Annotated in this window: 26 protein-coding genes and 2 tRNA genes; 9 read left to right on the top strand and 19 right to left on the bottom strand. The window is 49.7% G+C overall.

Annotation, left to right across the window (positions count from 1 at the left end; all coding sequences use genetic code 11):
• Positions 1-11 precede the first annotated feature (11 nt).
• The 6 genes from pspF to G441_RS0106290 are packed head-to-tail and all read left to right on the top strand — an operon-like array spanning position 12 to position 6,421.
• Positions 12-1,097 (top strand): phage shock protein operon transcriptional activator, encoded by a 1,086-nt coding sequence (pspF, locus tag G441_RS0106265; protein ID WP_026375557.1) that lies wholly within the window; start codon positions 12-14, stop codon positions 1,095-1,097.
• Positions 1,090-2,739: an ABC transporter substrate-binding protein SapA gene (sapA, locus tag G441_RS0106270; RefSeq protein ID WP_051275411.1), complete on the top strand. Its 1,650-nt coding sequence runs from the start codon at positions 1,090-1,092 to the stop codon at positions 2,737-2,739. Before pspF ends, sapA begins: the two co-directional genes overlap by 8 nt.
• Positions 2,736-3,767 (top strand): ABC transporter permease, encoded by a 1,032-nt coding sequence (locus G441_RS0106275; RefSeq protein ID WP_026375559.1) that lies wholly within the window; start codon positions 2,736-2,738, stop codon positions 3,765-3,767. The genes sapA and G441_RS0106275 overlap by 4 nt, the downstream gene beginning before the upstream one ends.
• Positions 3,754-4,647, top strand: coding sequence for an ABC transporter permease subunit (locus tag G441_RS0106280; protein WP_026375560.1), 894 nt, complete (start codon positions 3,754-3,756; stop codon positions 4,645-4,647). The genes G441_RS0106275 and G441_RS0106280 overlap by 14 nt, the downstream gene beginning before the upstream one ends.
• Positions 4,647-5,642: an oligopeptide/dipeptide ABC transporter ATP-binding protein gene (locus G441_RS0106285; RefSeq protein ID WP_026375561.1), complete on the top strand. Its 996-nt coding sequence runs from the start codon at positions 4,647-4,649 to the stop codon at positions 5,640-5,642. Before G441_RS0106280 ends, G441_RS0106285 begins: the two co-directional genes overlap by 1 nt.
• Positions 5,639-6,421: an ATP-binding cassette domain-containing protein gene (locus tag G441_RS0106290; protein WP_026375562.1), complete on the top strand. Its 783-nt coding sequence runs from the start codon at positions 5,639-5,641 to the stop codon at positions 6,419-6,421. The genes G441_RS0106285 and G441_RS0106290 overlap by 4 nt, the downstream gene beginning before the upstream one ends.
• Positions 6,422-6,448: 27 nt before the next feature.
• Here the strand turns inward: G441_RS0106290 and G441_RS0106295 are convergent, their stop codons facing one another.
• The 5 genes from G441_RS0106295 to G441_RS0106315 are packed head-to-tail and all read right to left on the bottom strand — an operon-like array spanning position 6,449 to position 10,772.
• Positions 6,449-6,658, bottom strand: a complete 210-nt coding sequence (locus tag G441_RS0106295) for a DUF7661 family protein (protein WP_026375563.1) — start codon at positions 6,656-6,658, stop codon at positions 6,449-6,451.
• Between the two features lie 13 nt (positions 6,659-6,671).
• Positions 6,672-7,508 (bottom strand): alpha/beta fold hydrolase, encoded by an 837-nt coding sequence (locus G441_RS0106300; RefSeq protein ID WP_026375564.1) that lies wholly within the window; start codon positions 7,506-7,508, stop codon positions 6,672-6,674.
• Positions 7,509-7,547: 39 nt separating this feature from the next.
• On the bottom strand, positions 7,548-8,675 hold the full coding sequence (locus G441_RS0106305; RefSeq protein WP_026375565.1) for a sodium ion-translocating decarboxylase subunit beta: 1,128 nt from the start codon (positions 8,673-8,675) through the stop codon (positions 7,548-7,550).
• Positions 8,676-8,681: 6 nt separating this feature from the next.
• Positions 8,682-10,475: a sodium-extruding oxaloacetate decarboxylase subunit alpha gene (gene oadA, locus G441_RS0106310; RefSeq protein WP_026375566.1), complete on the bottom strand. Its 1,794-nt coding sequence runs from the start codon at positions 10,473-10,475 to the stop codon at positions 8,682-8,684.
• A 21-nt stretch (positions 10,476-10,496) separates the two neighbouring features.
• Entirely contained in the window at positions 10,497-10,772 is a 276-nt protein-coding gene (locus G441_RS0106315) for an OadG family protein (protein ID WP_026375567.1), read from the bottom strand.
• Positions 10,773-10,954: 182 nt separating this feature from the next.
• Between G441_RS0106315 and G441_RS20000 the strand changes: the two genes are divergently transcribed.
• Positions 10,955-11,077 (top strand): hypothetical protein, encoded by a 123-nt coding sequence (locus G441_RS20000; protein ID WP_276201938.1) that lies wholly within the window; start codon positions 10,955-10,957, stop codon positions 11,075-11,077.
• 50 nt (positions 11,078-11,127) lie between these two features.
• Complete coding sequence (locus G441_RS20005) at positions 11,128-11,250, top strand: hypothetical protein (RefSeq protein ID WP_276201938.1); 123 nt, start codon at positions 11,128-11,130, stop codon at positions 11,248-11,250.
• Between the two features lie 213 nt (positions 11,251-11,463).
• On the opposite strand, the gene G441_RS0106330 is transcribed toward G441_RS20005, so the two are convergent.
• From G441_RS0106330 to G441_RS0106350, 5 genes are all read right to left on the bottom strand, one after another.
• Positions 11,464-11,540, bottom strand: a tRNA-Arg gene (locus G441_RS0106330).
• Between the two features lie 12 nt (positions 11,541-11,552).
• Positions 11,553-11,643: transfer RNA gene (locus tag G441_RS0106335), tRNA-Ser, on the bottom strand.
• A 153-nt stretch (positions 11,644-11,796) separates the two neighbouring features.
• A complete protein-coding gene (gene csrA, locus G441_RS0106340) occupies positions 11,797-12,015 on the bottom strand; it encodes a carbon storage regulator CsrA (RefSeq protein ID WP_026375568.1) in 219 nt (72 codons plus the stop codon).
• A gap of 124 nt (positions 12,016-12,139) precedes the next feature.
• Entirely contained in the window at positions 12,140-14,737 is a 2,598-nt protein-coding gene (alaS, locus tag G441_RS0106345) for an alanine--tRNA ligase (protein WP_026375569.1), read from the bottom strand.
• Positions 14,738-14,919: 182 nt separating this feature from the next.
• Entirely contained in the window at positions 14,920-15,369 is a 450-nt protein-coding gene (locus G441_RS0106350) for a regulatory protein RecX (RefSeq protein ID WP_026375570.1), read from the bottom strand.
• Positions 15,370-15,404: 35 nt separating this feature from the next.
• Here G441_RS0106350 and G441_RS0106355 point away from each other — a divergent pair, with 35 nt between their 5' ends.
• Positions 15,405-16,571: a GNAT family N-acetyltransferase gene (locus G441_RS0106355; RefSeq protein ID WP_026375571.1), complete on the top strand. Its 1,167-nt coding sequence runs from the start codon at positions 15,405-15,407 to the stop codon at positions 16,569-16,571.
• On the opposite strand, the gene G441_RS0106360 is transcribed toward G441_RS0106355, so the two are convergent.
• From G441_RS0106360 to G441_RS0106400, 9 genes are all read right to left on the bottom strand, one after another.
• Complete coding sequence (locus tag G441_RS0106360; protein ID WP_026375572.1) at positions 16,551-17,135, bottom strand: DUF938 domain-containing protein; 585 nt, start codon at positions 17,133-17,135, stop codon at positions 16,551-16,553. The genes G441_RS0106355 and G441_RS0106360 overlap by 21 nt on opposite strands.
• On the bottom strand, positions 17,116-17,604 hold the full coding sequence (locus G441_RS0106365; RefSeq protein ID WP_026375573.1) for a WbuC family cupin fold metalloprotein: 489 nt from the start codon (positions 17,602-17,604) through the stop codon (positions 17,116-17,118). Before G441_RS0106365 ends, G441_RS0106360 begins: the two co-directional genes overlap by 20 nt.
• A 9-nt stretch (positions 17,605-17,613) precedes the next feature.
• Positions 17,614-20,235, bottom strand: coding sequence for a methionine synthase (gene metH, locus G441_RS0106370; RefSeq protein WP_026375574.1), 2,622 nt, complete (start codon positions 20,233-20,235; stop codon positions 17,614-17,616).
• A 12-nt stretch (positions 20,236-20,247) separates the two neighbouring features.
• Positions 20,248-21,303 carry a homocysteine S-methyltransferase family protein gene (locus tag G441_RS0106375; RefSeq protein WP_026375575.1) on the bottom strand — a complete coding sequence of 352 codons (1,056 nt, stop codon included), beginning with the start codon at positions 21,301-21,303 and terminating at the stop codon, positions 20,248-20,250.
• A gap of 29 nt (positions 21,304-21,332) precedes the next feature.
• Entirely contained in the window at positions 21,333-22,259 is a 927-nt protein-coding gene (metA, locus tag G441_RS0106380) for a homoserine O-acetyltransferase MetA (RefSeq protein WP_026375576.1), read from the bottom strand.
• Between the two features lie 111 nt (positions 22,260-22,370).
• Positions 22,371-22,811, bottom strand: coding sequence for a DUF2802 domain-containing protein (locus G441_RS18085; RefSeq protein WP_084407288.1), 441 nt, complete (start codon positions 22,809-22,811; stop codon positions 22,371-22,373).
• 92 nt (positions 22,812-22,903) lie between these two features.
• A complete protein-coding gene (locus G441_RS0106390; RefSeq protein ID WP_026375577.1) occupies positions 22,904-23,398 on the bottom strand; it encodes a chemotaxis protein CheW in 495 nt (164 codons plus the stop codon).
• Positions 23,399-23,424: 26 nt separating this feature from the next.
• Positions 23,425-24,147: a chemotaxis protein CheW gene (locus G441_RS0106395; RefSeq protein WP_026375578.1), complete on the bottom strand. Its 723-nt coding sequence runs from the start codon at positions 24,145-24,147 to the stop codon at positions 23,425-23,427.
• Positions 24,144-24,917 (bottom strand): ParA family protein, encoded by a 774-nt coding sequence (locus G441_RS0106400; protein WP_026375579.1) that lies wholly within the window; start codon positions 24,915-24,917, stop codon positions 24,144-24,146. Before G441_RS0106400 ends, G441_RS0106395 begins: the two co-directional genes overlap by 4 nt.
• Positions 24,918-24,959: the final 42 nt, after the last annotated feature.

Consider the following 24,959-nt stretch of genomic DNA (forward strand, 5'->3'; position numbering starts at 1 on the left):
ACGAGCTATCCATGAGCAGATTCCGTCAGCAGGACAACCTTATTGGTCAATCAAACAGCTTTCTGGAAGTGCTCGAACAGATATCCCAGATAGCGCCACTGAATAAGCCAGTCCTGATAATTGGAGAGCGCGGCACAGGTAAAGAACTGGTCGCCGCACGACTACATTACCTGTCAAAACGCTGGGACCAGAATTACCTGAAACTGAACTGTGCAGCGCTGAATGAAAGCCTGCTTGAATCTGAACTGTTTGGTTACGAAGCCGGCGCATTTACCGGTGCAAGTAAGCGTCGCGAAGGCCGCTTTGAAGTAGCGCACAATGGCACACTGTTTCTGGATGAGTTGGCCAATACATCAGGACTTATCCAGGAAAAACTGCTGCGCGTGATCGAATATGGTGAATTTGAGCGGGTGGGCGGTTCGCGAAGTATTAAAGTTGATGTCCGGCTCGTTGCTGCCACCAATGAAGATTTGCCGACCTTGGCGGATAACGGTGAGTTTCGTGCTGATTTGCTGGATAGGCTGGCATTCGATGTTATCACCCTGCCACCGCTGCGCGAGCGACTGGACGATATCCTTATCCTGGCTGAACATTTCGCCATCAACATGGCTCGCGAGTTGGAAATGGAGCTGTTCAGTGGATTTACTGAAAAAGCCAAGCGAACACTGCTGGACTATCATTGGCCGGGCAATATTCGTGAGCTGAAAAACGTCGTAGAGCGGGCAGTATACCGCTGCAATAATCCCCACGTACCAGTGCATGAGATTATTCTCGATCCCTTCGAGTCAGCGTATCGCCCTACATCAAGAATCAAAACCCATGACCGTGTGACACCCACTTCCAGCGCCCCGGCGCCAGCACCCGCGCCGACTGAGAAAGAAGTGCGCAGCGATTCAGGCTTTGAACAACAATTTGAATTCCCGGTCAATCTGAAACAATTATCTCAGGATTTCGAGATAGATCTTATTAAGCAGGCGCTCGCCGATAGTCAGTTTAACCAGAAGAAAACCGCAGAAAAGCTAGAACTCACCTACCATCAATTACGGGGCTACCTAAAAAAATATAATCTGCTGGATGGCAGTGCTGAAGATGAATAACCCGTTTTATCTGCTTAACTATCCGCTAGAGAGACTGCGTCAACACGCTGTCATTGCCGGGCTGGCGTTATTTACGCTAGGGTGTGGCAATCAACATACCACTGATATTAACCAGGCTGGAGTGATTTACTGCTCCGAAGGTAGCCCGCTTCACTTTAATCCGCAGTTGGATACCTCAGGCACCACCTCGGATGCAACGTCACATCAAATTTACGACCGACTTCTGGATTACGACGTTGAGTCTGGTCGCATAGTACCGGGCCTGGCAAGCAGCTGGCTGATCAGTGAAGATGGTCTGACATATACGTTCCAGTTGCGTAAACAGGTTTCATTTCATTCAACCGATTACTTTTCACCCAGCCGTTATTTTAACGCTGACGATGTGCTGTTTTCGATCAATCGCTGGCGTTTGGAAGATCACCCTTATCATCAGGTTTCCGATGCACAGTACCCCTATTTCATGAGCCTTGGTCTGCCTGAATCGATAAAAAGTGTAGAGAAGATTAACGGCTATCGGGTTGAAATTACACTGTATCAACCGGACAGTTCATTCCTCGCCAACCTGGCGACAGATTTCGCAGTAATGCTGTCTGAAGAATATGCCAACATGCTGATGCAAAGTGGTACGCCGGAGTTATTGGATAGCCAGCCGATTGGCACAGGCCCCTTTGTATTTCAGGAGTTCAGGAAAGACAGATTTATTCGCTACAAGCGCCATGGCGAGTACTGGAAAGGCATTGACAGTGCGGAACATTTGATTTTCGATATTACGCCTTCCAGTTCTTTGCGTCTGGCCAAGCTCATGACAGGTGAGTGTGATGCGATCGCGCTACCGGCACAATCCGAATTGGAAATCATCCGTCAGCGCCCCGATATGCAACTTGAGGAGAAGCCAGGGTTGAATATTGGGTTTTGGGCATTTAATACCTTAAAACCCCCCTTTGATAACCCCGCTGTGCGTCGTGCACTGGCGATGGCGATTGATAAGAACACGCTGTTAGAAGCGGTATATTTTGGTAGCGCATCGCGTGCTAAAACACTGGTTCCCGCGGCCTCCTGGGCCTATCAGGTTGATGCACAGGATACCGCTTACAATCCCGTTCTTGCCCGAAACCTGTTGGATGCCCATGGCGTTGAGCCTGGCTTTGAAATGAACCTGTGGGCGATGCCGGTAGAGCGCGCCTATAATCCAAATGCAACCAAGATGGCCGAGCTTATTCAGCAATATTTGTCTGAGATTGATGTACAGGCCAACATCGTTAGCTATGACTGGACGTCGTTTCGTCAGCGTCTTGCTGAGGGCCACCATGACTCAGTACTGATCGGCTGGTCAGCTGACAACGGAGACCCGGATAACTTCTACCGTCCCCTGTTAACGTGCGCAGCGATAGAATCAGGGACAAACCGGGCGATGTGGTGCTCGCCAGAATACGATGACATCATCAACCAGGCTCTCAAAGTGACCGACATCGAGACCAGAAAAGCGATTTACGCTCAGGCCAATCAACTGCTGTCTGAACAGCTCCCTCTGGTGCCTATTGCCCACGCGCTTCGCTATCAGGCTCACCGCAGCGAACTCAACGGTCTGGTGATTAATCCATTTGGCGCGACGCGCTTTGCTGGCGTGAGGAAAATGCAGTGATTCGATATGCGCTTCGCTACCTGAATCTAATGGTACTCACCCTGCTGGTACTCAGCGTGGTATCGTTCGCCCTGGCATATTGGTTTCCAGGCGACCCACTGACCAACCTGTCAGGGATACAAGAGGCTACGCCACAGACCGAGCGGTTCCTTGCAGAAAAATACGCCACCGAGCACAACCTTTTCGTACAATACTGGCATTATATGCAACTGGTGTTTTCTGGCGACTGGGGAGTCAGTTTCAGCTCAGGTTTACCCCTTTACGACGAGATCACCTTGGCATTGCCTGCCACCCTTGAGCTCTGTGCGTACGCATTTTTACTGTCGCTGATCGTCGGCATCCCACTGGGCTTTATCGCGGGTCTGAAGCACTACACTGGCACCGATTACACCGTGTTGTCATTGAGTGTGTTCAGTTATTCGATACCGGCTTTCTGGCTGGCCCTTATCCTCATCCTGATATTTTGCCTGCAACTTGGCTGGTTGCCCCTGTCAGGTCGAATAAACCTGCTGTTTGACGTGCCACATCAGACCGGCTTTATTGTTATCGATATTCTGCTTTCAGACATTCAGAATAAGTCTGCGGCATTAAATGATGCGTTTCGTCATCTGGTATTGCCAACCATCAGTATCGCACTGATCAACACGGCGATTACGGTGCGTCTGGCCAGACGCTCTATTATTGATGTGATGAGCAAAGGCTACATTATCGCGGCACGTTCCAGAGGCCTGACCAATAACCAAATTTTGTGGAAACACGGCGTGCGCAACACTTTACTGCCGATACTACCGTTGATTGCCGCACAAATTACCACGCTGATTACCAATGCCATGGTCATTGAAACAATATTTTCATGGCCGGGTATTGGCAATTGGTTAATTCAGGCAATTTATCAGCGTGACTATCCAGCAATCCGCGCAGGCATGCTAGCGGTATCGAGCTTTGTTGTCATACTGACAGTGTCAATCGAGTTGATCACCCGTCTCCTCGACCCAACCAGGGATAAGAACGAACGTGGCACGATTTAACCTTTACGACGAGGAGTTTTTCCCGTCCCCGTGGCAACACACGTGGCGCACGTTTAAACAAAGTCATATCGCCATGACAGGACTTATCCTGTTGATTTTCTTTTCACTGACTGCCGTGATTGGCCCGTTTCTCGCGCCATACGATCCTGTCGAGCAGAATACCAATTCTCTGCTTGTGCCGCCCGCCTGGTTTGACAGCGGTACTATTGCGCACTTATTCGGTACCGACGCCGTTGGCCGAGACATGTTATCGAGGGTGATTTACGGCTGTCAGGTAACCTTTGGCATCAGTATATTGCTGGTGATTATTGCCATGATAGTGGGTGTAAGCCTTGGCGCGGTAGCGGGCATGACAAAAGGTGTTCGCTCAAGCATCCTGAACCACCTGCTGGACTCGCTCATGGCAATACCCACGCTGCTCATTGCCATCGTCATTGTCGCCATGCTCGGTACGGGTTTGGTAAACAGTATGTGGGCCATCACCCTGGCACTTATTCCGCAGTTCGTGCATGGCACACGAGACTTTGTGCGTGATGAAATGAAAAAAGAATATGTACTTGCAGCACGCCTTGACGGCGCCGGCAAATCGTTTCTGTTTTTCCAGTCTATTTTACCCAATATGATTGAACTGCTGGTCGTACAGGCGACATTTGCATTGTCCACTGCACTACTGGATATTACCGCACTGGGCTTTCTTGGACTGGGTGCGCAGCCACCCTTACCAGAGCTTGGTGTCATGCTGTCAGCAGGCCTTGAAGTGGCTTATATTGCACCGTGGAACCTGGCGATACCCGGCATATGTATTTTCCTGATGGTATTAGCAGTGAACCTGGTTGGCGATGGTCTGCGCTCTGCGGTAAGAAAGAGGATGAGCAGCTAATGCCAATGCTGGATATTAAAAATCTTACCCTTGAAATCGACACCCCGGTAGGCTGGGTGAAAGCGCTCGATCGTATCAACCTGACATTAGAGAAAGGCGAGGTGCGGGCATTAGTTGGCGAATCGGGTTCGGGAAAAAGTCTGATTGTGCGCGCGATTGTAGGCTCAGTTCCTGATAACTGGCGGCTGACAGCCGACCGATTAAGCTGGAAAGGCGAAAGTCTTTTGAGTATGAACGCCGAACAGCGCCGCAAGATCATGCGCAAAGAAATTGCCGTTGTATTCCAGAATCCTCAGGCATCTCTCGACCCATCGGCCACCCTTGGCGACCAGCTTGAAGAGAGCATTCCGGCGCACTTATTAGCGGGTAAATGGTTCTGGCAACGAAACGCCGAGCGAAAAGCACTGGCTTCAAAAGTGCTGCATAAAGTAGGTATAAAAGACCATCAGGACTGTTTACAAAAGTTTCCCCATGAAGTGGCGCGGGATGTTAACCATAAAATGATGATCGCCATGGCGTTAGTCAGTGAACCTGAGCTGCTGATCGCTGATGATCCGACCCGTGGAATGGAAGCGACAACCAAGGTTCAACTGCTCAAGCTGTTAACCCGAATGAATCAAACCAAAGAGCTGTCTATTTTGTTTATCAGTCACGACTTACTGGCAATCTCCAGCATGGCGAATACTATGACGGTGTTATATTGCGGTCAGACGGTTGAAAGCGGCAAAATGAAGCAGCTGCGGAAGCGCCCATTACACCCTTACACCAAGGCGCTTTTAGATAGTGCCCCCAGCTTCAGAAAAGAGCTACCGGTTAAATCAGACCTGTCTGCACTAGACGGCACTATACCGACGCTGCAACACCTGCCGATTGGCTGTCGTCTTGGCCCACGCTGTCCTCGCGCCCAGAAAGAGTGTGTTAAGGTACCGGCTGTGCGCAGAATTCATGAACACTACTACAGTTGCCATTACCCGCTGCACAGGGACAAGTTATGACGCCGCTGTTATCCGTACGCAATCTCACGCTGACCCAAAAACACCGCAAGAACTGGTTGGATAAGGCACAAATTGAGCATTTTGGGCCAATAGAATTTGATTTAAATCGCGGTGAAACGCTGGCAATCATTGGCGAAAATGGCTCTGGCAAGTCGGTACTGGCCAATTTGCTCGTTGGCGCGATAACGCCTACATCTGGCACTATCAAGCTGAACGGCGAGGCATGTGTGCTCGGAGGGCACGCCGAGCACAATATGAAAATCAGGATGATTTTCCAGAATAGCAACGAATCCCTCAATCCTGGCATTACGGTAGGCTCTATGCTGCAGGAGCCCTTGCGATTAAACACCACGTTAAACGAGCGCGAACGTATACAGAAAGTTGACGACACGTTGAGACAAGTCGGTATGCTAAGAGATCATAAATACTTCTACCGACACATGCTATCAGACGGCCAGCGTCAGCGCGTTGCCCTGGCACGCGCGCTTATCATGGAGCCTGAGGTGATTGTTGCAGATGAACCTTTCGCTGCGCTTGACCCATCGGTACGCTCGCAAACCGTTAATTTGATTATGAAGCTACAACGTGACCTTGGTTTGGGTTTCATATTTATCAGCCACAATCTGGGTATAGTCAGACACATCAGCGACCGTATGCTGGTATTACAGCACGGCATGGTCATTGAAACTGGAAAAACGGAGACGGTATTTAACTGGCCGCGCAGTGAATACACGCAACGCCTGGTCGCATCACATCAGTCATTGATGCCTAATTTTTAATGTGTTGGGCAAGACCGTGCTTGCTCACTACAGCGACAACACGCTCGGCTTGTCTGGACTGGCCCATTCATGGCAAAGGTCATCGATAAATGCTATCACCTCATCTTCACCTATGCTGTCAGGGATCCTGATATCAGCAGCAGGCCGTTTCTTACCTTCGTCTCCAAGATAAAATACCGTCCATGCACCATCTCTTTTCGACACTTCGACGTGTCTGCCAAATACATCTAGTTTCATCTTGCTCTATTCGCTAGTTCAGCAATCCTGACAACTGTTCCATCACGACATGCGGCTCAGAATCAACCAGCAGGTGCGTACTCTTCTTGGCAAAAACGCGCTGAGTATTTGAACTCAATTTAAGTTGTTCATCCTGGTACTTATCATGCAGCTCGTTGTAAATTCTGATCCCTTGTTCTGACACACCTGCTTGCCTAATTGTTTCGTGAGGCAGTCCCCTGGAGATAATTCTGATTTCTAAATCTTCCGGTAACTTGGTGCCGGATACGTCAAACTGACTGTCCCAATAATTGTGTCCCAAGTTGTCCTGAAACCAATCCAGAATGCCCTGCATTTTTTGCCAGTCATCCGGACTCATGGCTTTTTTCATGTCCTGGATCCAGTCCTCGTGTGCTGCATCAATCAGCAGCATTGAAGCGACCCGTTCGGGATGTTGTGCAGCGTAGTAACGCATGACCAGTCCGCCAAAGGAATAACCCACCAATACCAACTTCTGTGAGTCGGCTTTGAGTTTAATCAGCTCATGTAGTTCGTGGCTGTAGTCTTTAGCGGTCTGATTCAGGCCTTCGGGTACATCGTCACTGTCTGCAAAGCCGAGCCTCTCATAAAAACAAATCTTATTGGTCCTGGCGACGTCCAGAAAAATTTTTGCAAAGGCATCCTCGGCCCTTAAACCTGACGGAGGTTCAAGAAACACATTGGGTGCACCCTGACCTGCACAGGTGTAAGACAGGTTGTAATCGTCAACAGTAAACTTGCCAATTTCTACCTTGATCTCTGTGAGGGCGACGCTGTTGCCTGCAAACAGCAACAGCGCACAAAAGCAAGGCAGGATTCTCCAGTTAATCATTTATTCTCTCTACTACTACAACGTTTATGTATGACTATACTAGCCGACCAGCGCCAGTAATATGCCAGCAGCTACTGCAGAGCCGAGAACACCCGCTACGTTCGGTCCCATTGCCTGCATCAGTAAGAAGTTGTGTGGATTTGCCTCTAATCCTACTTTATTAACCACGCGGGCTGCCATCGGCACGGCTGATACTCCTGCTGCACCGATGAGTGGATTGATACCGCCAGATATACGATTCATCAACTTGGCCATTAGCACCCCAGAGGCGGTGCCAATAGAAAACGCGACCGCTCCTAACACCAGAATACCCAGCGTTTCCACGGTAAGAAACTCATGTGCAGATAGCTTTGATCCCACCGCCAGACCGAGAAAAATCGTAACGATATTGATCAGTTCGTTCTGTGCCGTGTTGCTAAGTCGGTCAACCACGCCACTTTCCTTCATCAGGTTTCCGAGGCAGAACATACCAACCAGAGGCGTGGCGGTAGGTAAGAACAATATGGTTAAAAACAGGACTGCCAAAGGAAACAGGATCTTTTCCCGTTTGGACACCGTGCGTAACTGTGCCATTTCTATTTGCCGCTCTTCTTTACTGGTCAGGGCTTTCATAATCGGAGGCTGGATGATAGGAACCAGTGCCATGTAAGAATAGGCTGCAACGGCAATGGCGCCCAGTAACTCAGGCGCTAATCGAGACGCAAGGAAGATGGCGGTGGGGCCATCCGCTCCACCAATGATGGCAATAGCTGAGGCGTCCTGCAGGGTGAAGTCAAAGCCAGGAATAAAATTCAGCAAAATAGCGCCGAACAGCGTGGCAAAGATCCCAAACTGGGCTGCAGCGCCGAGCAACAACATTTTCGGATTGGCGATCAGCGCACCAAAATCCGTCATCGCACCAACGCCCATGAAAATCAGCAGCGGAAAGACGCCGGTGTCGACCCCAACTTTATAAATGTAATACAACACCCCACCCGCTTCACTGAAGCCGGCCAAAGGGATGTTTGTCAATAATGCGCCAAAACCAATCGGCAGCAGCAGTAAAGGCTCAAATTTCTTTACAATGGCGAGGTACAGCAACCCTGCCCCCACCAGCATCATGATCATTTGACCGGTTTCAAAATGCGCCAGCGCCGTGCTTTGCCACAGTACGTTAAGTTTTTCCATATCTGTTTATCCCAAGGCCAACAGACTTTGTCCTGACTGCACGCTGTCACCCTGTTTTACGAGCACTTGTGATACCACCCCATCAGCCGTGGCCCGCACTTCCGTCTCCATTTTCATCGCTTCCATGATGAGAACCACATCTCCGCGACTGACACTGTCTCCAGCATTGACGAGGACTTTGATAATATTGCCTGCCAAGGGTGCATTGAGTGATTCACTCTGAGTAGATGACGAAACGGGTTGCTGAGCTGGCGATGCTGGTGCTGCTTCAACGCTGGTTAACTGGCCACTGTCAGCCACTTCCACATCGTATACCTTGCCATTCACACGCACCGAATAGCGGGCAGGTCCAGATGATGATGGTGCCGCTGATGAGTCTGTGGCTTCAGTTTTTGGTTCAGAAGGCGCAGACTGACTGGGAGCTGGTTCAAAGGCATCAGCATCGCCACGGTGCTGCAAAAATTTCAGTCCGACCTGCGGGAATAGCGCAAAGGTCAACACATCATCGACAGTATCCTGTGCCAATTGGATGCTTTTTTCTTTGGCCAACGCCATCAGGTCATTCTGTAATGTATCCATTTCTGGTTCGATAAGGTCGGCGGGGCGGCAGGTGATCGCGTCATCATCGCCCAGCACACGAGCTTGTAATTCACTGTTTACAGGGGCAGCCGTTGCACCATATTCACCTTTTAACACGCCGGCAGTTTCTTTGGTGATGCTTTTATATCGTTCACCAGTGAGCACATTCAGCACCGCCTGACTGCCAACAATTTGTGATGTTGGCGTGACGAGGGGAATAAAGCCAAGATCTTCACGCACCTTGGGAATTTCCAGCAACACCTCTTCAAGACGTGATTCAGCGCCCTGTTCACGCAGCTGGTTTTCCATATTGGTCAGCATGCCACCTGGCACCTGCGCGGTAAGAATGCGGGCATCTACCCCTTTTAGGCTACCCTCAAACTTAGCGTACTTTTTACGTACTTCTCTGAAGTGACTAGCAATGTCCATCAGTGCCTGCGTATCCAGTCCCGTATCTCTGTCTGTTCCTTCAACGATTGCCGCGATGGTTTCTGTCGCTGTGTGTCCATAGGTCATGCTCATTGGTGAGATTGCGGTATCCAACATATCGATACCTGCATCTATGGCTTTCTGATAGGTCGCAGTACTCAGGCCCGTTGTGGCATGGCATTGCATTGCGATAGGCACTGATACCGTTTGCTTCAGGCTGCTGATCAGGGTTTCACATTCGTACGGTTTTAACAGCCCTGCCATATCCTTGATGCAAATAGAGTGTACACCCATGTCTTCCAACTGTTTGGCCATAGTGAGCCAGAAATCAAGTGAATGCACAGGACTCACAGTATATGCCAGTGTCCCCTGAGCATGAGCACCAACGGCGAGGGCTGCACGGATGGCCGTTTGCAGATTTCTGACATCGTTCATCGCATCGAAGATGCGGAACACATCGACTCCGTTGGCATGGGCGCGCTCAACGAACCTTTCGACTACGTCATCAGCATAGTGACGATAACCAAGCAGATTCTGTCCTCTGAGCAGCATTTGCTGCTTAGTATTGGGCATCGCTTGCTTCAACAACCTGATTCGTTCCCAGGGATCCTCGCCTAAATACCGAATACAGGCATCAAAGGTTGCCCCACCCCAGGACTCTACAGACCAGTAACCCGCCTTATCCAGCGTTTCAGCAATGGGTAGCATGTCGTCGATGCGCATACGAGTAGCAAGCAACGATTGATGGGCATCGCGTAATACCAGTTCGGTAATGGCTAACGGGTTCGACATGTAAAGCTCCTTTCGGGAATGTTATTGGCGGTGACGGTGTTGGTGTATAGCGGCGCTGATTGCGGCGACCACGTCGCTGTCATCGACTGTAGCGGACGTGCCATTTGCACTTTGTTGACGGGAGACGACAGACGGCGATGGTTGCTGTTCAGCCGCGCCGGAAAACCGCTGACAGAATGCAGAAAGCGCGTGCACAGACGCAATCAGAACGGTCAAAAAAATGAACACCACTGTCATACCGACAGCGAGTAACGCTGCCGCTTCTAAAAGAAGGTTGATAACCTGGGCTGATTCCATCGCAAATTCCATGTGAATGGACAAGGTTTCATAAGTATCACGTAGGATTCGGGAAAACAATAACGCAGATAAGTGAAAACGTCATAAAGAGTGGAACCTGAGGAGCTTCTCACCCCTAAACGGCAGGTATAACAAAAACGCCCCGGACGATGCCGGAAAAACAGAACTATCAAGAGACATTCGTGGAAGGATTACGCGAGACAGTCCTGTCTCGCGCCCTGCGGGCCAGCCTGCCACTGTTCAATTTTTCTCCCGGAAAAATTGTCGAACCTGAGGAGCTTCTCACCCCTAAACGGCAGGTATAACAAAAACGCCCCGGACGATGCCGGAAAAACAGAACTATCAAGAGACATTCGTGGAAGGATTACGCGAGACAGTCCTGTCTCGCGCCCTGCGGGCCAGCCTGCCACTGTTCAATTTTTCTCCCGGAAAAATTGTCGAACCTGAGGAGCTTCTCACCCCTAAACGGCAGGTATAACAAAAACGCCCCGGACGATGCCGAAAAAAAAAGAACTACCAAGAGACATTCGTGGAAGGATTACGCGAGCCTCTCCTGTCTCGCGCCCTGCGGGCCAGCCTGCGGCTGTTCAATTTTTCTCCCGGAAAAATTGTCGAACCTGAGGAGCTTCTCACCCCTAAACGGCAGGTATAACAAAAACGCCCCGGACGATGCCGGGGCGTTTTTGTTATATGGCGCGTGTGGAAGGATTCGAACCTCCGACCGCCTGGTTCGTAGCCAGGTACTCTATCCAGCTGAGCTACACACGCGCTGTAAAAAAATGGCGGAGACGGAGGGATTCGAACCCTCGATACGCGCAATACGTATGGTTCCTTAGCAGGGAACTGGTTTCAGCCACTCACCCACCTCTCCTAAATGTGGGGCGGAAGTTTAATGATTGACTATTTAAAGTCAACGGTTTTTTGCTGCCAGCCCGTCTGTCTGCCGGGATTTTATTCAGTTAGTGCTATTTCTCGACGCAAGAAACAAAAAAGGCTGATAAATATCAGCCTTTTCCACATCGAACTAGTCGTTATCGTCTTGCTGAGCAGCCTGCTCATGCGCCGCTAACTGAGAGTTTTTCTCAGCCTGAATCCGCATGTAAATCTCTTCACGGTGTACCGACACTTCTTTTGGCGCATTCACGCCAATTCGTACCTGATTTCCTTTGACCCCCAGCACAGTTACGGTGACGTCGTCACCAACCATGAGAGTTTCGCCCACACGACGGGTTAAAATTAGCATGTTATTGCTCCTTTACCATTAATTGTCATCCCTCGCTTAGGTGTGGACTCAAGCACGACCCTGCGCCCACGTCCGGCCATTCCCTGTCTACGCTGTCACTTACGCAAACAACCAGCCTTAATCTCTATATGCGCTCTTTCAGCCAGTTTTCAACCGACGCCAGTGCGGTGGCGAGGTTTTCTGGCTGACTACCGCCTGCCTGCGCCATATCGGGGCGACCGCCACCTTTACCTCCGACCTGTGCTGCCACGTGATTGACCAGTTCACCCGCTTTCACTTTGCTGGTCAGATCATTAGTGACACCGGCTATCAAGCCCACTTTGCCGTCTGATGCGACGCCAAGTACTACGACGCCTGAACCAATTCGGTTCTTTATGTCATCCATCATGCCGCGCAGCGCTTTGCTTTCCACGCCCTGCAACTGTGCCACTAAGGTTTTGACACCTTTGATGTCGATAACGTTCGACATGACATCTGCACTTTCTTTAGATGCCATTGCCTGCTTCAGGCTATGTAACTCTTTTTCCAGTTGCTTGGTCGCATCCATTTGCGCTCGCAAACGTTCGAGCAGCTGGCTTTCTTCGGCTTTCAGCAATCCGGCAGCCTGCTTCAGTGTAGCCTGCCTGAACTGCGCATCAGCCAGTGCGACGGCACCGGTCACTGCTTCAATACGCCTCACACCTGACGCTATTCCACCCTCGGTGGTAATTTTGAACAACCCGATATCACCAGTACGGGTTACGTGTGTACCGCCACAGAGTTCTACAGAGAAATCCCCCATTGATACGACACGTACTTTCTCGTCGTACTTTTCACCAAATAACGCGACGGCACCAGACGCTTTTGCTTCTTCCAGTTCCATCAGTGTAGTCTGTAATGGCGTGTTTGCACGAATTTGCTCGTTTACCATTTTCTCGATGTCGGTGACCTGCTGTTCCGTGACTGCCTCAAAGTGTGAAAAGTCGAAACGTAACTTTTCCTCATCGACCAGCGAGCCCTTCTGGTTAACGTGGCTACCTAACACCTTTTTCAATGCCGCATGTAGCAGGTGCGTTGCACTGTGATTGAGACGGATAGCCTGACGTCTGTCCTTATCAATAATAGCATCCGCAGCATTCCCTACTGCAACATCTGCCACTGCTTTACCCTTGTGCGCTATTGCATTGCCAAGCTTCACCGTATCAGTCACGACAAATTCGCCATTCGCTACTTTTAGCACTCCGGTGTCGCCAACCTGGCCACCAGATTCGGCATAAAACGGTGTTTCATTAAGTATGACTACGCCTTCCTCACCAGCCTGCAATTGCTCAACCCGCTTACCGTCTTTGAATAATTCAATAACTTGTGCGTTGCCTTGTTCATGCTCATAGCCAGTAAAATCGCTACTGTGCTCTGACTTCATGGCGGCATTGTAATCGGCGCCAAACTGGCTGGCTTGCTGAGCTCGGTTTCGCTGTTCCTGCATCGCAGCCTCAAAACCGGGATGGTCAATAGTAAACCCTTGCTCCCTGGCCACGTCTGCGGTCAGATCAGATGGGAAGCCATAGGTGTCATAAAGCTTAAATACGATGTCACCCGGGATCTGCTTGCCATCGAGCTCGTCAAGTGCTTGCGTAAGCAGTGTCATGCCGCGAGACAATGTACGAGAAAATTGTTCTTCCTCTATACGCAATACCTTTTCTACTACCGGTTGTTGTTCAACCAGTTCCGGGTAGGCATCGCCCATGGTCTGCGCCAGTGCCGCAACCAGTTTGTAGAAAAAGACTTCCTCGCAGCCCAATTTATAGCCGTGGCGTACCGCACGACGAATGATGCGCCGCAGTACATACCCGCGGCCTTCATTAGATGGCATCACGCCGTCGCAGATCAAAAATGCACATGAACGAATGTGGTCGGCGATCACCCGTAAAGATTTATCTTCAAGGTCGCTGGCACCGGTGATTTGTGCAGCAGATTTAATCAGCGACTGGAATAAATCAATCTCATAGTTGCTGTGGACGCCTTGCAGTATGGCAGAAATACGTTCAAGTCCCATGCCGGTATCGATGGACGGCGCAGGCAGTGGCTCCATCGTGCCATCAGCTTGTTTATTGAACTGCATGAATACCAGGTTCCATATCTCTATGAACCGGTCGCCATCTTCTTCAGGTGAGCCAGGAGGGCCTCCCCATATATGCTCACCATGATCGTAAAAAATTTCCGAGCAAGGTCCACACGGACCTGTATCACCCATCGACCAGAAGTTATCACTGGTGGAAATACGAATGATCTTTTCCGCCGGCAAACCAATTTCCTGGTGCCAGATATCAAACGCTTCGTCATCTTCTGAGTAAATCGTCACCAGCAGTTTACTTTCCGGTAGCTGTAACTGCTTAGTCAGAAAGTCCCAGGAGAAGGTAATTGCTTCGCGCTTGAAATAATCACCGAAGCTAAAGTTACCCAGCATCTCAAAGAAAGTGTGGTGCCGGGCAGTGTACCCAACATTTTCAAGGTCATTATGCTTACCGCCGGCGCGCACGCATCGTTGTGAGGACACTGCTTTTGTGTAGCTACGCTTTTCACTGCCCAGAAAAACATCCTTAAACTGATTCATACCTGCGTTAGTGAATAACAACGTAGGATCATCTGCGGGAACCAGCGAAGAACTGCTCACCACCTGGTGACCATGGCTGGCAAAGTAATCCAAAAACGTGCGTCTGATTTCGGCAGTTGTTTTGATCATGGAGTGTCCTGACTTAAAGCTAATAATAAAAGACGAGCCGTCGCCGCGTAACACAGCTCCGAACGCCTTGTGAAGCGTTTGCACATCATGTGATAAGCGCGAGAAGATAACATGTAACGGCCCGTAATGTTAAGGCTCTATGCACCTTAGCTTGAGGTATTATTGTTTATTTTGTGAATATATCACTGCTGCTCTTCAGCGTATCGAATGTGCTCATAATTAAAGCCTCGATATTGCAAAAAGCGGTGCCGTTTCTGTTTCTCTAACCAGTTTTCCGCTGGCTTCTCTCCAAATTTCTTATGCAGCGTTTGTTTGGCCAGTTCAAACCAGTCGACTTGCTGTTCGCTCACCACGCGACTGACAATCTCATCGCTTATCTGATGCTCTTTAAGCTCTGCGCGAATACGCAACTCTCCCTGTCCCTTGCGTAATCTGTTCCTGAGCAGCGACTCAGCAAATCGTTCATCACACTGCCAGCCACTCTGGCTATATTCCTCAACTTTTTTGAGGCAGCGGGATGCATCTAAACCTCTGGCTAACAGCTTATTCAGTAGTTCATGACGGCTGTGTTCACGCTTACTTTGTAAACGGCTCAGCGTATCAGCAATGATCTTGTCGTCGTTGTCTGTCATAGTAAAACGTAGTTTTCATCCTGTTATAAAGCTGCATGTCCTTACGCGTTGAATTTTCATCCGATATCGAATCTGTCAGTCCTGACGCATGGGATGCACTTTCTGGTACACAGTGCCCTTTTTTGCAACATGCTTTCCTGCAAGCACTTGAGAGAACCGGCTGCGTAGGAGGCAGCAGTGGCTGGCTACCCAACCATGCGCTGGTGTTCGACCAACAGCAGTTAGTTGCTGCCGTGCCGCTGTACGTAAAACAGCATAGCTACGGAGAATACGTGTTTGACCATGCCTGGGCAAATGCCTATCATCGACACGGTCTACCGTATTACCCTAAACTGGTTAGCGCAGTCCCCTTTACGCCCGTGACATCAAGCAGATTGTTGTGTCTGCCAGAGATCAACGAGGCGGACATTGTCAATGCTGTTGACACTGCAATCAAGTCCCATTGTGCGAACTCGGATTATTCATCCATGCACTGGCTATTTTTACCCCCAGATCTGGCTAACTCACTGATAAATAAAGGCTATCTGAGTCGTCAGAGTATACAGTTTGTATGGTATAATCGTGGCTATTCAACATTTAGTGACTTTGTTGGCTTATTTGCATCGAGAAAGCGCAAAAACATCCTAAAAGAGCGTCGTCACGTTGCAGCCCAACACGTCAGGATTGAGCGTCTTTCCGGTACTGCTATTGGTGAGCAGGATATGCAGGATTTTTACCTGTGTTATCAACAAACTTACCTGAAACGCAGCGGTCACACAGGCTATCTGAACCGCGCATTTTTCATGCAATTGTTAGACAAATTATCGCATCATCTTTTGCTGGCAAAGGCCCATAACGATGCTGGCGTAGCAGGTTGTGCACTGTTTCTGTTTGACAGGCAGGGATTGTATGGTCGCTATTGGGGAGCGCTACAGGATATTAACGGCTTGCACTTTGAGTGCTGTTATTATCAAGGGATTGAATTCGCTATCGAGAAAAATCTGGCCTTCTTCAACCCCGGCACGCAGGGCGAACATAAAATACTTAGAGGTTTTGAGCCGACGCAGTGCCTGTCCAGTCACAAGCTTTTCGATGACAGGTTTCATGATGCCGTTGGCCACTTTCTTGATCAGGAAACAGAAGCATTGACGCATTACAAAGTCGATGCTGACGGGTTGCTACCATTTCGTTCGGACGTAGCGCTAGTTGCGCCAAACAAGTAACTGATTGTTCGCTGGCATATCAATACATTCGGCAAGCTTCATTGGACTTGCCCATTTTTTCAGTGATGACACATCGACCAGACCACCGTACCCCTGCGCTCTCAACTGCGCATCAAAAGCACGATTACTGTCACTGGTAAAACGACCGTCAAATGTGAACGGGCCGTATTGGCACATCACGCCCCCTGATGGCAATGATTGCGCAACCAGTGACATCATTAACTCAACTTCGTCAGGCTGCATGATATGCGCAGTATTCGCGGTAAATACACCGTCTACATCGTTCAGCGGCCACGGGTTAACCCCTACATTGAACTCCAGTGGAGGATAGAGGTTTGCACTGGGGTACTGTGCCAACCAGGCATTAATGCTGTCGTGATTGTTTACCCTGTCACTGGTATGCCAACTCAGATGCGCTAGCTCGGGCGCAAAATAAACGGCATGTTGTCCAGTGCCACTGCCTATTTCCAGCACTTTGCTAAGTGTCGAAAAATACACCTTTAATTGTTCAATGATCGGCTGCTTGTTATTTTCGCAAGCCTGACTAAATCGCGCGAGGGACATCACCTACCTTTGCTGATTTTAGGGTGTGGAGATACTGCTGTGCAGCCGCATCGCCTTCCCTGGGAGCCCACGCAGCAAAGTCTTTATCGGACATTTGCATGTAGGGACCAGGCTTGACTTCAAAAAACGTCGACGGATTTTCTCCTGGCACTACCGCATGCCAAACTCCCTGCGGAATTTCAACGCCACGTTTAGCGCTGTCTGCGCGTAGTTCGATACGCTCGGTAACACTCCCCTCATCATCGAATAACAGAATACTTAGCGCACCGTCAATGATGATGAAACATTCCCACTTATCCGCTTCCGTATGCCGATGTGGGCATACATAGGAGTCAGGCTGAATAGTGATAAACAAACGCTGTATAGGGTCCTGATAGTCAGTATGCACATTAGCATTTGAACGCCGTCTTGAACTGCTCACTGATTGTTCACTGAGATGCTGGAAAAAATGACTATCAAACCTTTTCACGCTGCACTCCTAGTCAAGATTTGGCGCCAGCCAGCGCGCAGCCTCATCGAGCTCCCATCCTTTGCGAGAAGCGTAATCCTGAAGCTGATCCTGTTGAATTTTTGCAACTGCAAAATAGCGCGACTGAGGATGTGAAAAATACCAACCGGAGACTGAGGCGCCGGGCCACATGGCATAGCTCTCGGTCAACTTCATACCAGTATGCTGTTGTGCATCGAGTAATGACCAGATGGTCCCCTTTTCGGTATGTTCCGGACAGGCGGCGTACCCCGGCGCGGGTCTGATACCTTGATACTTTTCTGCGATAAGTTGTTCATTATCGAGCACTTCATCATCGGCATATGCCCAGAATTCCTTGCGCACCCGTTCATGTAAATACTCAGCGAAGGCTTCCGCCAGCCTGTCAGCAATCGCTTTCACCATAATGGCATTGTAGTCATCACCACTGGATTCATAATGCGCTGCCAGTTCGTCTTCACCCACTCCAGCGGTGACCGCAAATGCACCAATGTAATCAGCTTTACCAAATCGCTGCGGGCAAACAAAGTCGCTCAGGCAATAGTTCGGCCCGTTCGGCTTTTCAGTTTGCTGGCGCAAATGATGACTGGTAGCAATGACATTTTCGCGGGACTCATCACCGTAAATGACAATGTCGTCGCCAATGCTATTGGCAGGGAACAGCCCACATACGCCCTTTGCCTGCAACTTACCGTTAGCACATATTTCCTTTAGCATTGCCTGCGCGTCATCAAATAGCTGTTTAGCCTGCTCGCCCACCACCTCGTCATCAAGGATACGAGGATATTTCCCGGCCAGGGACCAGGTCAGGAAGAATGGCGTCCAGTCGATGTAATCAATCAACTCCGACAGCGCTACGGACACGGGTATGACACCAAGTCTTTTGGGCACCGGGGGCGAATAATCTGCCCAGTCGCAGGTGAACGCATTGTCACGAGCCTGCGACAGACTCACCGGTGCAGTGCGAGGTCGCTTCTTAGCGTGCTGCTCACGGGCGCGCTCATAATCACGCGCAATATCCTCTACGTAGGCCTGCTTTTGGGTCGGCGACAGAAGCTTCTGACAAACGCCTACAGCACGGCTGGCATTGGCGACGTAAACCACAGGACCTTCATAATGAGGCTCAATTTTGACAGCAGTATGGGCTTTCGATGTGGTGGCGCCGCCAATTAACAGCGGTACGTCAAAGTCCAGGCGTTGCATTTCTTTTGCAACATGTACCATTTCATCCAGTGATGGGGTGATAAGCCCGGATAGACCAATAATATCGACATTGTGCTCCTTTGCCGTCTGCAGAATTTGCGCACAGGGCACCATCACGCCCATGTCGATAATTTCAAAGTTATTACACTGTAATACGACGCCAACAATGTTCTTGCCGATGTCATGGACATCACCTTTAACGGTGGCGAGTAGCACTTTGCCGTTACTCGATCCCGCTTCTTTCTCGCGCTCAATATAAGGCTGCAGATAAGCTACCGCTTTTTTCATCACCCGCGCCGACTTTACCACCTGCGGCAAAAACATTTTGCCCTCGCCAAACAGATCGCCGACGACGTTCATGCCGTCCATCAGTGGCCCTTCAATCACGTCAAGTGGCTTAGCCGCTTCCTGCCTGGCCTGCTCAGTATCCTCTTCAATAAAGTCCGTGATACCTTTTACCAAAGCATGTTCGAGGCGCTTGGCTACCGGTGCATCGCGCCACTGAAGATCTTCTCTGGCCGCAACCTTGCCATCCCCCTGATATTTCGGGGCAATATCGAGCAGCCGCTCTGTGGCATCGTCGCGGCGATTTAAGATCACATCCTCTACAGCATCACGCAGCTCAATAGGAATTTCGTCATAGACTTCCAACTGACCGGCATTAACGATAGCCATATCCAGACCGGCACGGATAGCGTGATACAGAAACACCGAGTGCATGGCTTCTCGCACCGGGTTATTTCCTCGAAATGAGAATGAGATATTTGACAGGCCGCCTGATACGTGGGCATAGGGGAGATGTTCACGGATACGACGGGTGGCTTCAATAAAGTCGACCGCATAGTTATTGTGCTCTTCGATACCCGTTGCTACGGCAAAAATGTTCGGGTCAAAGATAATATCTTCGGGAGCAAAGCCTACTTGTTCGGTGAGAATTTTATAACTGCGCTCACAAATGGCGAATTTGCGATCTGCCGTCTCAGCCTGACCTTTCTCGTCAAACGCCATTACCACTGTCGCCGCCCCGTACCGTTTGATTTTGCGGGCCTGCTCGATGAACGGCGCTTCACCTTCTTTAAGGCTGATTGAATTCACTATGGCCTTGCCTTGAATACACTTCAGACCGGCCTCAATGACTGACCATTTAGACGAATCAATCATAATAGGGACACGGGATATATCTGGCTCAGAGGCAATCAGGTTGAGAAATCTGACCATTGCTGCTTCAGAGTCCAACATGGCCTCGTCCATGTTGATATCAATAATTTGTGCACCGTTTTCCACCTGCTGCCTGGCAACATCCAGCGCGGTTTCGTAATCACCTTCGAGGATCAGCCGTTTGAATTTGGCAGAGCCGGTTACGTTAGTCCGCTCACCAATGTTGATAAATGTTGCAATCTGCTCGCTCACTGATCTCTTCTCCTAGTGCACAAAGGGTTCTAGACCAGCCAGACGCATTTTAACATCCTGGGCTTTAAGCGGGCGCGGAGCAACATGTTCAACCCGTCTGGCGATAGCTGCGATGTGCTCTGGTGTACTCCCACAGCAGCCTCCAACAATGTTGACCAATCCGGATTGTGCCCACTCGCCAATGTGGTCAGCCATTTCCTCACCCTGCATGTCATATTCACCAAATTCGTTCGGTAAGCCTGCGTTGGGGTGAGCTGAAACCAGGCATTCAGCCACGTTGGCAATTTCTTCGACATACTGTCTGAGCAGGTCGGGACCCAGTGCACAGTTCAAGCCGAACGAAAAGGGTTTAACATGTCGCATTGAGTAGTAAAACGCCTCTGCAGTTTGTCCAGACAGGGTACGTCCAGACGCATCAGTAATGGTGCCTGAGATCATGACAGGCAAGGTAACTCCCTTCTCTTCGAATACCATATCGACGGCAAAAGCGGCGGCCTTGGCGTTCAGTGTATCGAAAATGGTCTCGATTAATATAATGTCCACTTGGCCATCTATCAGTGCATGACAGGCTTCCTGATATGACTCGACCAGCTGATCAAAGGTCACATTGCGTTTGCCCGGATCGTTAACATCAGGAGAAATCGACGCGGTTCGATTGGTCGGTCCTAGCACTCCCGCCACAAAGCGAGGCTTATCCGGGGTTTGTCTGGTCACTTTATCAGCCGCACTGCGGGCAACCTTGGCAGCGGCAAGGTTTATCTCCCTGGCCAGAGATTGCATATCGTAATCAGCCATAGAAATACTGTTGGCATTGAAAGTGTTGGTTTCAATAATGTCGGCGCCGGCATTCAGGTAATCCAGATGAATTTGCTCGATAATGTGCGGCTGTGTAATCGCCAGTAAGTCGTTATTGCCTTTTACATCGCAATGCCAGTCAGCAAACTGCTGACCACGATAATCCTGCTCGTCGAGTTTATGCCGCTGGATCATGGTCCCCATCGCACCGTCTAGTATTAAAATACGCTGTGCAGCGGCGTGTTGCAGAACCGATAAACTGTTGTCAGTCACGAAATACCTCTATTGCTTCAGGATGTTTATCAGGATGATGGACGAAGTGTATCCAGATCGTATGGCGTTTCCTGGTATACATAGTAATTCAGCCAGTTGGTAAACAACAACGTCCCGTGTGCACGCCAGGTGACCATCGGCGACTGGTCCGGGTCATTATCAGGAAAATAATGACAGGGGATCTGCGGTGCAAGTCCTGCGGCAAGATCACGGCTGTATTCCTGTGCCAATGTGTCCGGATCATATTCGGGGTGGCCCGTTATACACACCATTCTACGGTCATCTGAGGCGATAATGTAAGCGCCTGTTTGTTCAGAACCCACTAACACTCGCATACCAGGAACAGATTCGTATTGCGCCACACTGATCTCACCATATCGAGAATGAGGAGCATACACGACGCTGTCGAAGCCCCTGACTAACTCATTGTGGGGTTCCGTAACATGATGCGCATAGACGCCAGAGAGCTTTTCTTCTCGCAGTGTGCGCTGAATGCCATAAAAGTGGTACATCGCCGCATGCGTTGCCCAACAAAGATAAAGCGTAGATTGTACATGGCGCCTTGCCCAGGTCATTACGGCGCGCATTCTGTCCCAGTATTTGACTTGCTCATAATCCAGGTGAGCTAACGGCGCTCCGGTAATGATCAGTCCATCATATCGCTTATCAGCAATATCTTCGAAATGATGATAGAACGCATCCATATGCGCCTTAGGGGTATTTTTAGGCGCCTGATCATCAATACGGATAAGGTCAATGTTGATCTGTAATGGGGTATTACTCAGCAACCGCAGTAGCTGTACTTCCGTCTCGATTTTATTTGGCATGAGATTGAGAATGCCTACTTCAAGGGGACGAATATCCTGGGTTGCCGCACGCTGCATATCCATCGCGAAGATGTTCTCGCGGTGCAAAATATCCTGGGCAGGGAGTTCTGAGGGAATTCGTATCGGCATATCAACGTCGGCAGGGCAAATAACGTAATGCTCATGGTGCCTGAGGCAGCCAGAATGTCAAGTTATTTACGTCTAGACGTCTAAACGTACATTTTAAAATGAATGTGCTTGCTACGATTTATTCAGACTGAGTAAAAGCTCCACTTCAGCGCGCGGAAGCTCACATTCCTGCATGATATCTTCAATATCGGCGCCTGCTGCGACCATCTTGCTGGCTTTGCGATACATTTTGGTTTCCGGATCACGCTCGTCTAAATCTTGCTGCCTGGCTTCGATGCGTCGCAGGTCGGACTGCAGTTCCTGCAATTTTGTTTGCAGCGGGGCGATATGTTCGTCGATACCTGACGACGCTGCACGTAACGACGTCAGTTGTTCTCGCAACGCCTCTGTACTGCGCTGTATCGCGAGTAACTGCTCATCGACAACATTCAGCGCCTGCAATGTCTCACGGCGATGTGCATGCAATCGACGTCGAAAAATAAATCCCTGAATAAGGTTCCACACTGCAAGTACAACTAGCCCGACGATTATCGCTAGGTCCCAAACGGCCAAGTCTTACTCCTTACATAGCTTAAGAAACATACAAAAACGCCCCGCGATAATATGCGAGGCGTATGCTCTGCGTCGTGGTGCTTAACGACACGCTAGATACTGCTTATTTCGTCCCACTCTTCGTCGGTAAGCAGTTTGTTCAGGTCAACCAGAATCAACAACTCTCCATCTCGGTTGCTTACGCCCTGTATAAATTTCGCACTTTCTTCTGTGCCGACATTGGGTGCGCTGTCTATTTCAGACGAGCGTAAATAAACCACCTCGGCCACGCTATCAACCAGTATACCGACCACCTGCTCATCTGATTCGATAATGACAATACGTGTATTATCAGTAATGTCGGTGGGCGGCAGTCCAAAGCGTGCACGCGTATCGATAACCGTCACCACGTTGCCGCGCAAGTTGATAATACCCAGCACATAATCAGGCGCACCGGGAACCGGAGCGATCTCAGTATGACGAAGCACTTCCTGAACCTGCATAACGTTGATGCCGTAGGTCTCTTCACCAAGACGATAGGTTACCCACTGCAGTACTTCATCATTACTGTCGACAGCAGCGTTGTTTGAACTTCTTTCTTCACTCATTTGGATTGCTCCCTAGCAAGCCTAAGCTACAAATCGTTACTACCCAGGCCCTGCTCTAACATCGATATCATCTGATCAACATCGACCAAGGCGCACATTTTATCTTTTACCAATCCTGCCAGCCACGGACGCTTACCATGCGCCTCTCGCCACTTAACTTCATCTTTGTTGAGAACCACAGTATTGATGAGCTTTTCACAAGCGAGGCCCCAAGCACTGTTCCCTAACATAATAAGATATTGATAATTTAAGCTTTCTGCCAGTTTTTCGGTATATTTTTCTGGCATCACCCATCGGGCAGTGTCCACTGAGGTCAATTTTTCATCCCGGTGAATCATCACACCCATGAACCAATCTGGCTTACCTATCAATGGGTTAACCTTTTCAAGGTTGTGAATACCGCCCAAGGTAATCAGAGGTACAGCCAGTGTTAAGCCTGCAACATCAAAAAACAAGGCCTGAAATTCATCATCCAGCGTTTCCTGTAAGGATGCCGATGCGACGTGATGTGCCTCCGCTGCCTGCTGTTCCTCATTAACCTTGTCGACAGCTTCTGCAATATCTTTAGTCGTTACTTGTGGTTGTACTGGCTCGATAACGTCCGGCTGCTCTATCTCAACCTGCAGTGGAACAGACTCAATAAGCTTAGCAACGGGGTCTTTCTCAAGCGTTTCAGGCCCCTCATCAAGCAAAGACGACAGATAGTCTTCCATCAGACCTTCTTTAGCGAAAGCGCCACCCTTACTCATTTAGTCGTCTCCTGTTGCAGTGTTTTGAGTAATTTAGCATAGGCATATACGCCTCTGGCTCGAGGACTATAGACCGATGCCGGCGTCTGTGCCTGGCTGGCGTCTCTGAACCTGGTATCGACTGGAATGACGCCATCCCATACTTGCTGGCCATATTGTTCAAGCAGCACATTATGGGCATCAATGGCAGCATTAACCCGTTTATCAAACATGGTAGGAATGATGGTGACATCGAAGCGACGCTTCTGCGTTTTTTCCATAATTTCCAGCGTATGCATCATCCTGTCCAACCCTTTTAATGCCAGAAATTCTGTTTGCACCGGCACCAGAATGCGTTCGCAGGCAGCGACCGCATTAACCATCAATACGCCCAATACCGGCGGGCAATCCATCAGTACATAGTCAAATTCTTGTTGTACAAATTTCAGCGCATTTTTGAGTATTAACCCTTTACCATTCTGCATTCCCATGCTGCGGTCCAGCGTAGCCAGTGCCATGGTTGCAGGCAGGATAAACAGCGAGTCAAGACGCGATGGGCACAGACAATCCAGCACCACATCCGCATTGAGCTTATCGGCAACAAACACATCATAGACGCTGACCGACAACTGTTCAGAATCGATACCAAAATAATAGCTAAGTGAAGCATGAGGATCGGTATCTATTAGCAGCACACGCTTGCCCTGCTGCGCAAGCAAGCCGCCCAGTGTCACCGTGGTGGTGGTTTTACCCACGCCACCTTTTTGATTCGCGATAGCCCAGATTTTCACATTTAATACTCTGTCGCGTGAAGCCCTTAACTGTGCAAAAGG

The organism is Aestuariibacter salexigens DSM 15300 (assembly GCF_000429145.1).
Taxonomy (GTDB): Bacteria; Pseudomonadota; Gammaproteobacteria; order Enterobacterales; family Alteromonadaceae; genus Aestuariibacter; species Aestuariibacter salexigens.

What these genes read in the sequence shown, in the direction of transcription:
- pspF (WP_026375557.1), top strand. Translation starts at nt 12, where the DNA reads ATGAGCAGATTCCGTCAGCAGGACAACCTTATTGGTCAATCAAACAGC.
- sapA (WP_051275411.1), top strand. Translation starts at nt 1,090, where the DNA reads ATGAATAACCCGTTTTATCTGCTTAACTATCCGCTAGAGAGACTGCGT.
- G441_RS0106285 (WP_026375561.1), top strand. Translation starts at nt 4,647, where the DNA reads ATGCCAATGCTGGATATTAAAAATCTTACCCTTGAAATCGACACCCCG.
- G441_RS0106290 (WP_026375562.1), top strand. Translation starts at nt 5,639, where the DNA reads ATGACGCCGCTGTTATCCGTACGCAATCTCACGCTGACCCAAAAACAC.
- G441_RS0106295 (WP_026375563.1), bottom strand. Translation starts at nt 6,658, where the DNA reads ATGAAACTAGATGTATTTGGCAGACACGTCGAAGTGTCGAAAAGAGAT.
- G441_RS0106300 (WP_026375564.1), bottom strand. Translation starts at nt 7,508, where the DNA reads ATGATTAACTGGAGAATCCTGCCTTGCTTTTGTGCGCTGTTGCTGTTT.
- G441_RS0106305 (WP_026375565.1), bottom strand. Translation starts at nt 8,675, where the DNA reads ATGGAAAAACTTAACGTACTGTGGCAAAGCACGGCGCTGGCGCATTTT.
- oadA (WP_026375566.1), bottom strand. Translation starts at nt 10,475, where the DNA reads ATGTCGAACCCGTTAGCCATTACCGAACTGGTATTACGCGATGCCCAT.
- G441_RS0106315 (WP_026375567.1), bottom strand. Translation starts at nt 10,772, where the DNA reads ATGGAATCAGCCCAGGTTATCAACCTTCTTTTAGAAGCGGCAGCGTTA.
- csrA (WP_026375568.1), bottom strand. Translation starts at nt 12,015, where the DNA reads ATGCTAATTTTAACCCGTCGTGTGGGCGAAACTCTCATGGTTGGTGAC.
- alaS (WP_026375569.1), bottom strand. Translation starts at nt 14,737, where the DNA reads ATGATCAAAACAACTGCCGAAATCAGACGCACGTTTTTGGATTACTTT.
- G441_RS0106350 (WP_026375570.1), bottom strand. Translation starts at nt 15,369, where the DNA reads ATGACAGACAACGACGACAAGATCATTGCTGATACGCTGAGCCGTTTA.
- G441_RS0106355 (WP_026375571.1), top strand. Translation starts at nt 15,405, where the DNA reads ATGTCCTTACGCGTTGAATTTTCATCCGATATCGAATCTGTCAGTCCT.
- G441_RS0106360 (WP_026375572.1), bottom strand. Translation starts at nt 17,135, where the DNA reads ATGTCCCTCGCGCGATTTAGTCAGGCTTGCGAAAATAACAAGCAGCCG.
- metA (WP_026375576.1), bottom strand. Translation starts at nt 22,259, where the DNA reads ATGCCGATACGAATTCCCTCAGAACTCCCTGCCCAGGATATTTTGCAC.
- G441_RS0106390 (WP_026375577.1), bottom strand. Translation starts at nt 23,398, where the DNA reads ATGAGTGAAGAAAGAAGTTCAAACAACGCTGCTGTCGACAGTAATGAT.
- G441_RS0106395 (WP_026375578.1), bottom strand. Translation starts at nt 24,147, where the DNA reads ATGAGTAAGGGTGGCGCTTTCGCTAAAGAAGGTCTGATGGAAGACTAT.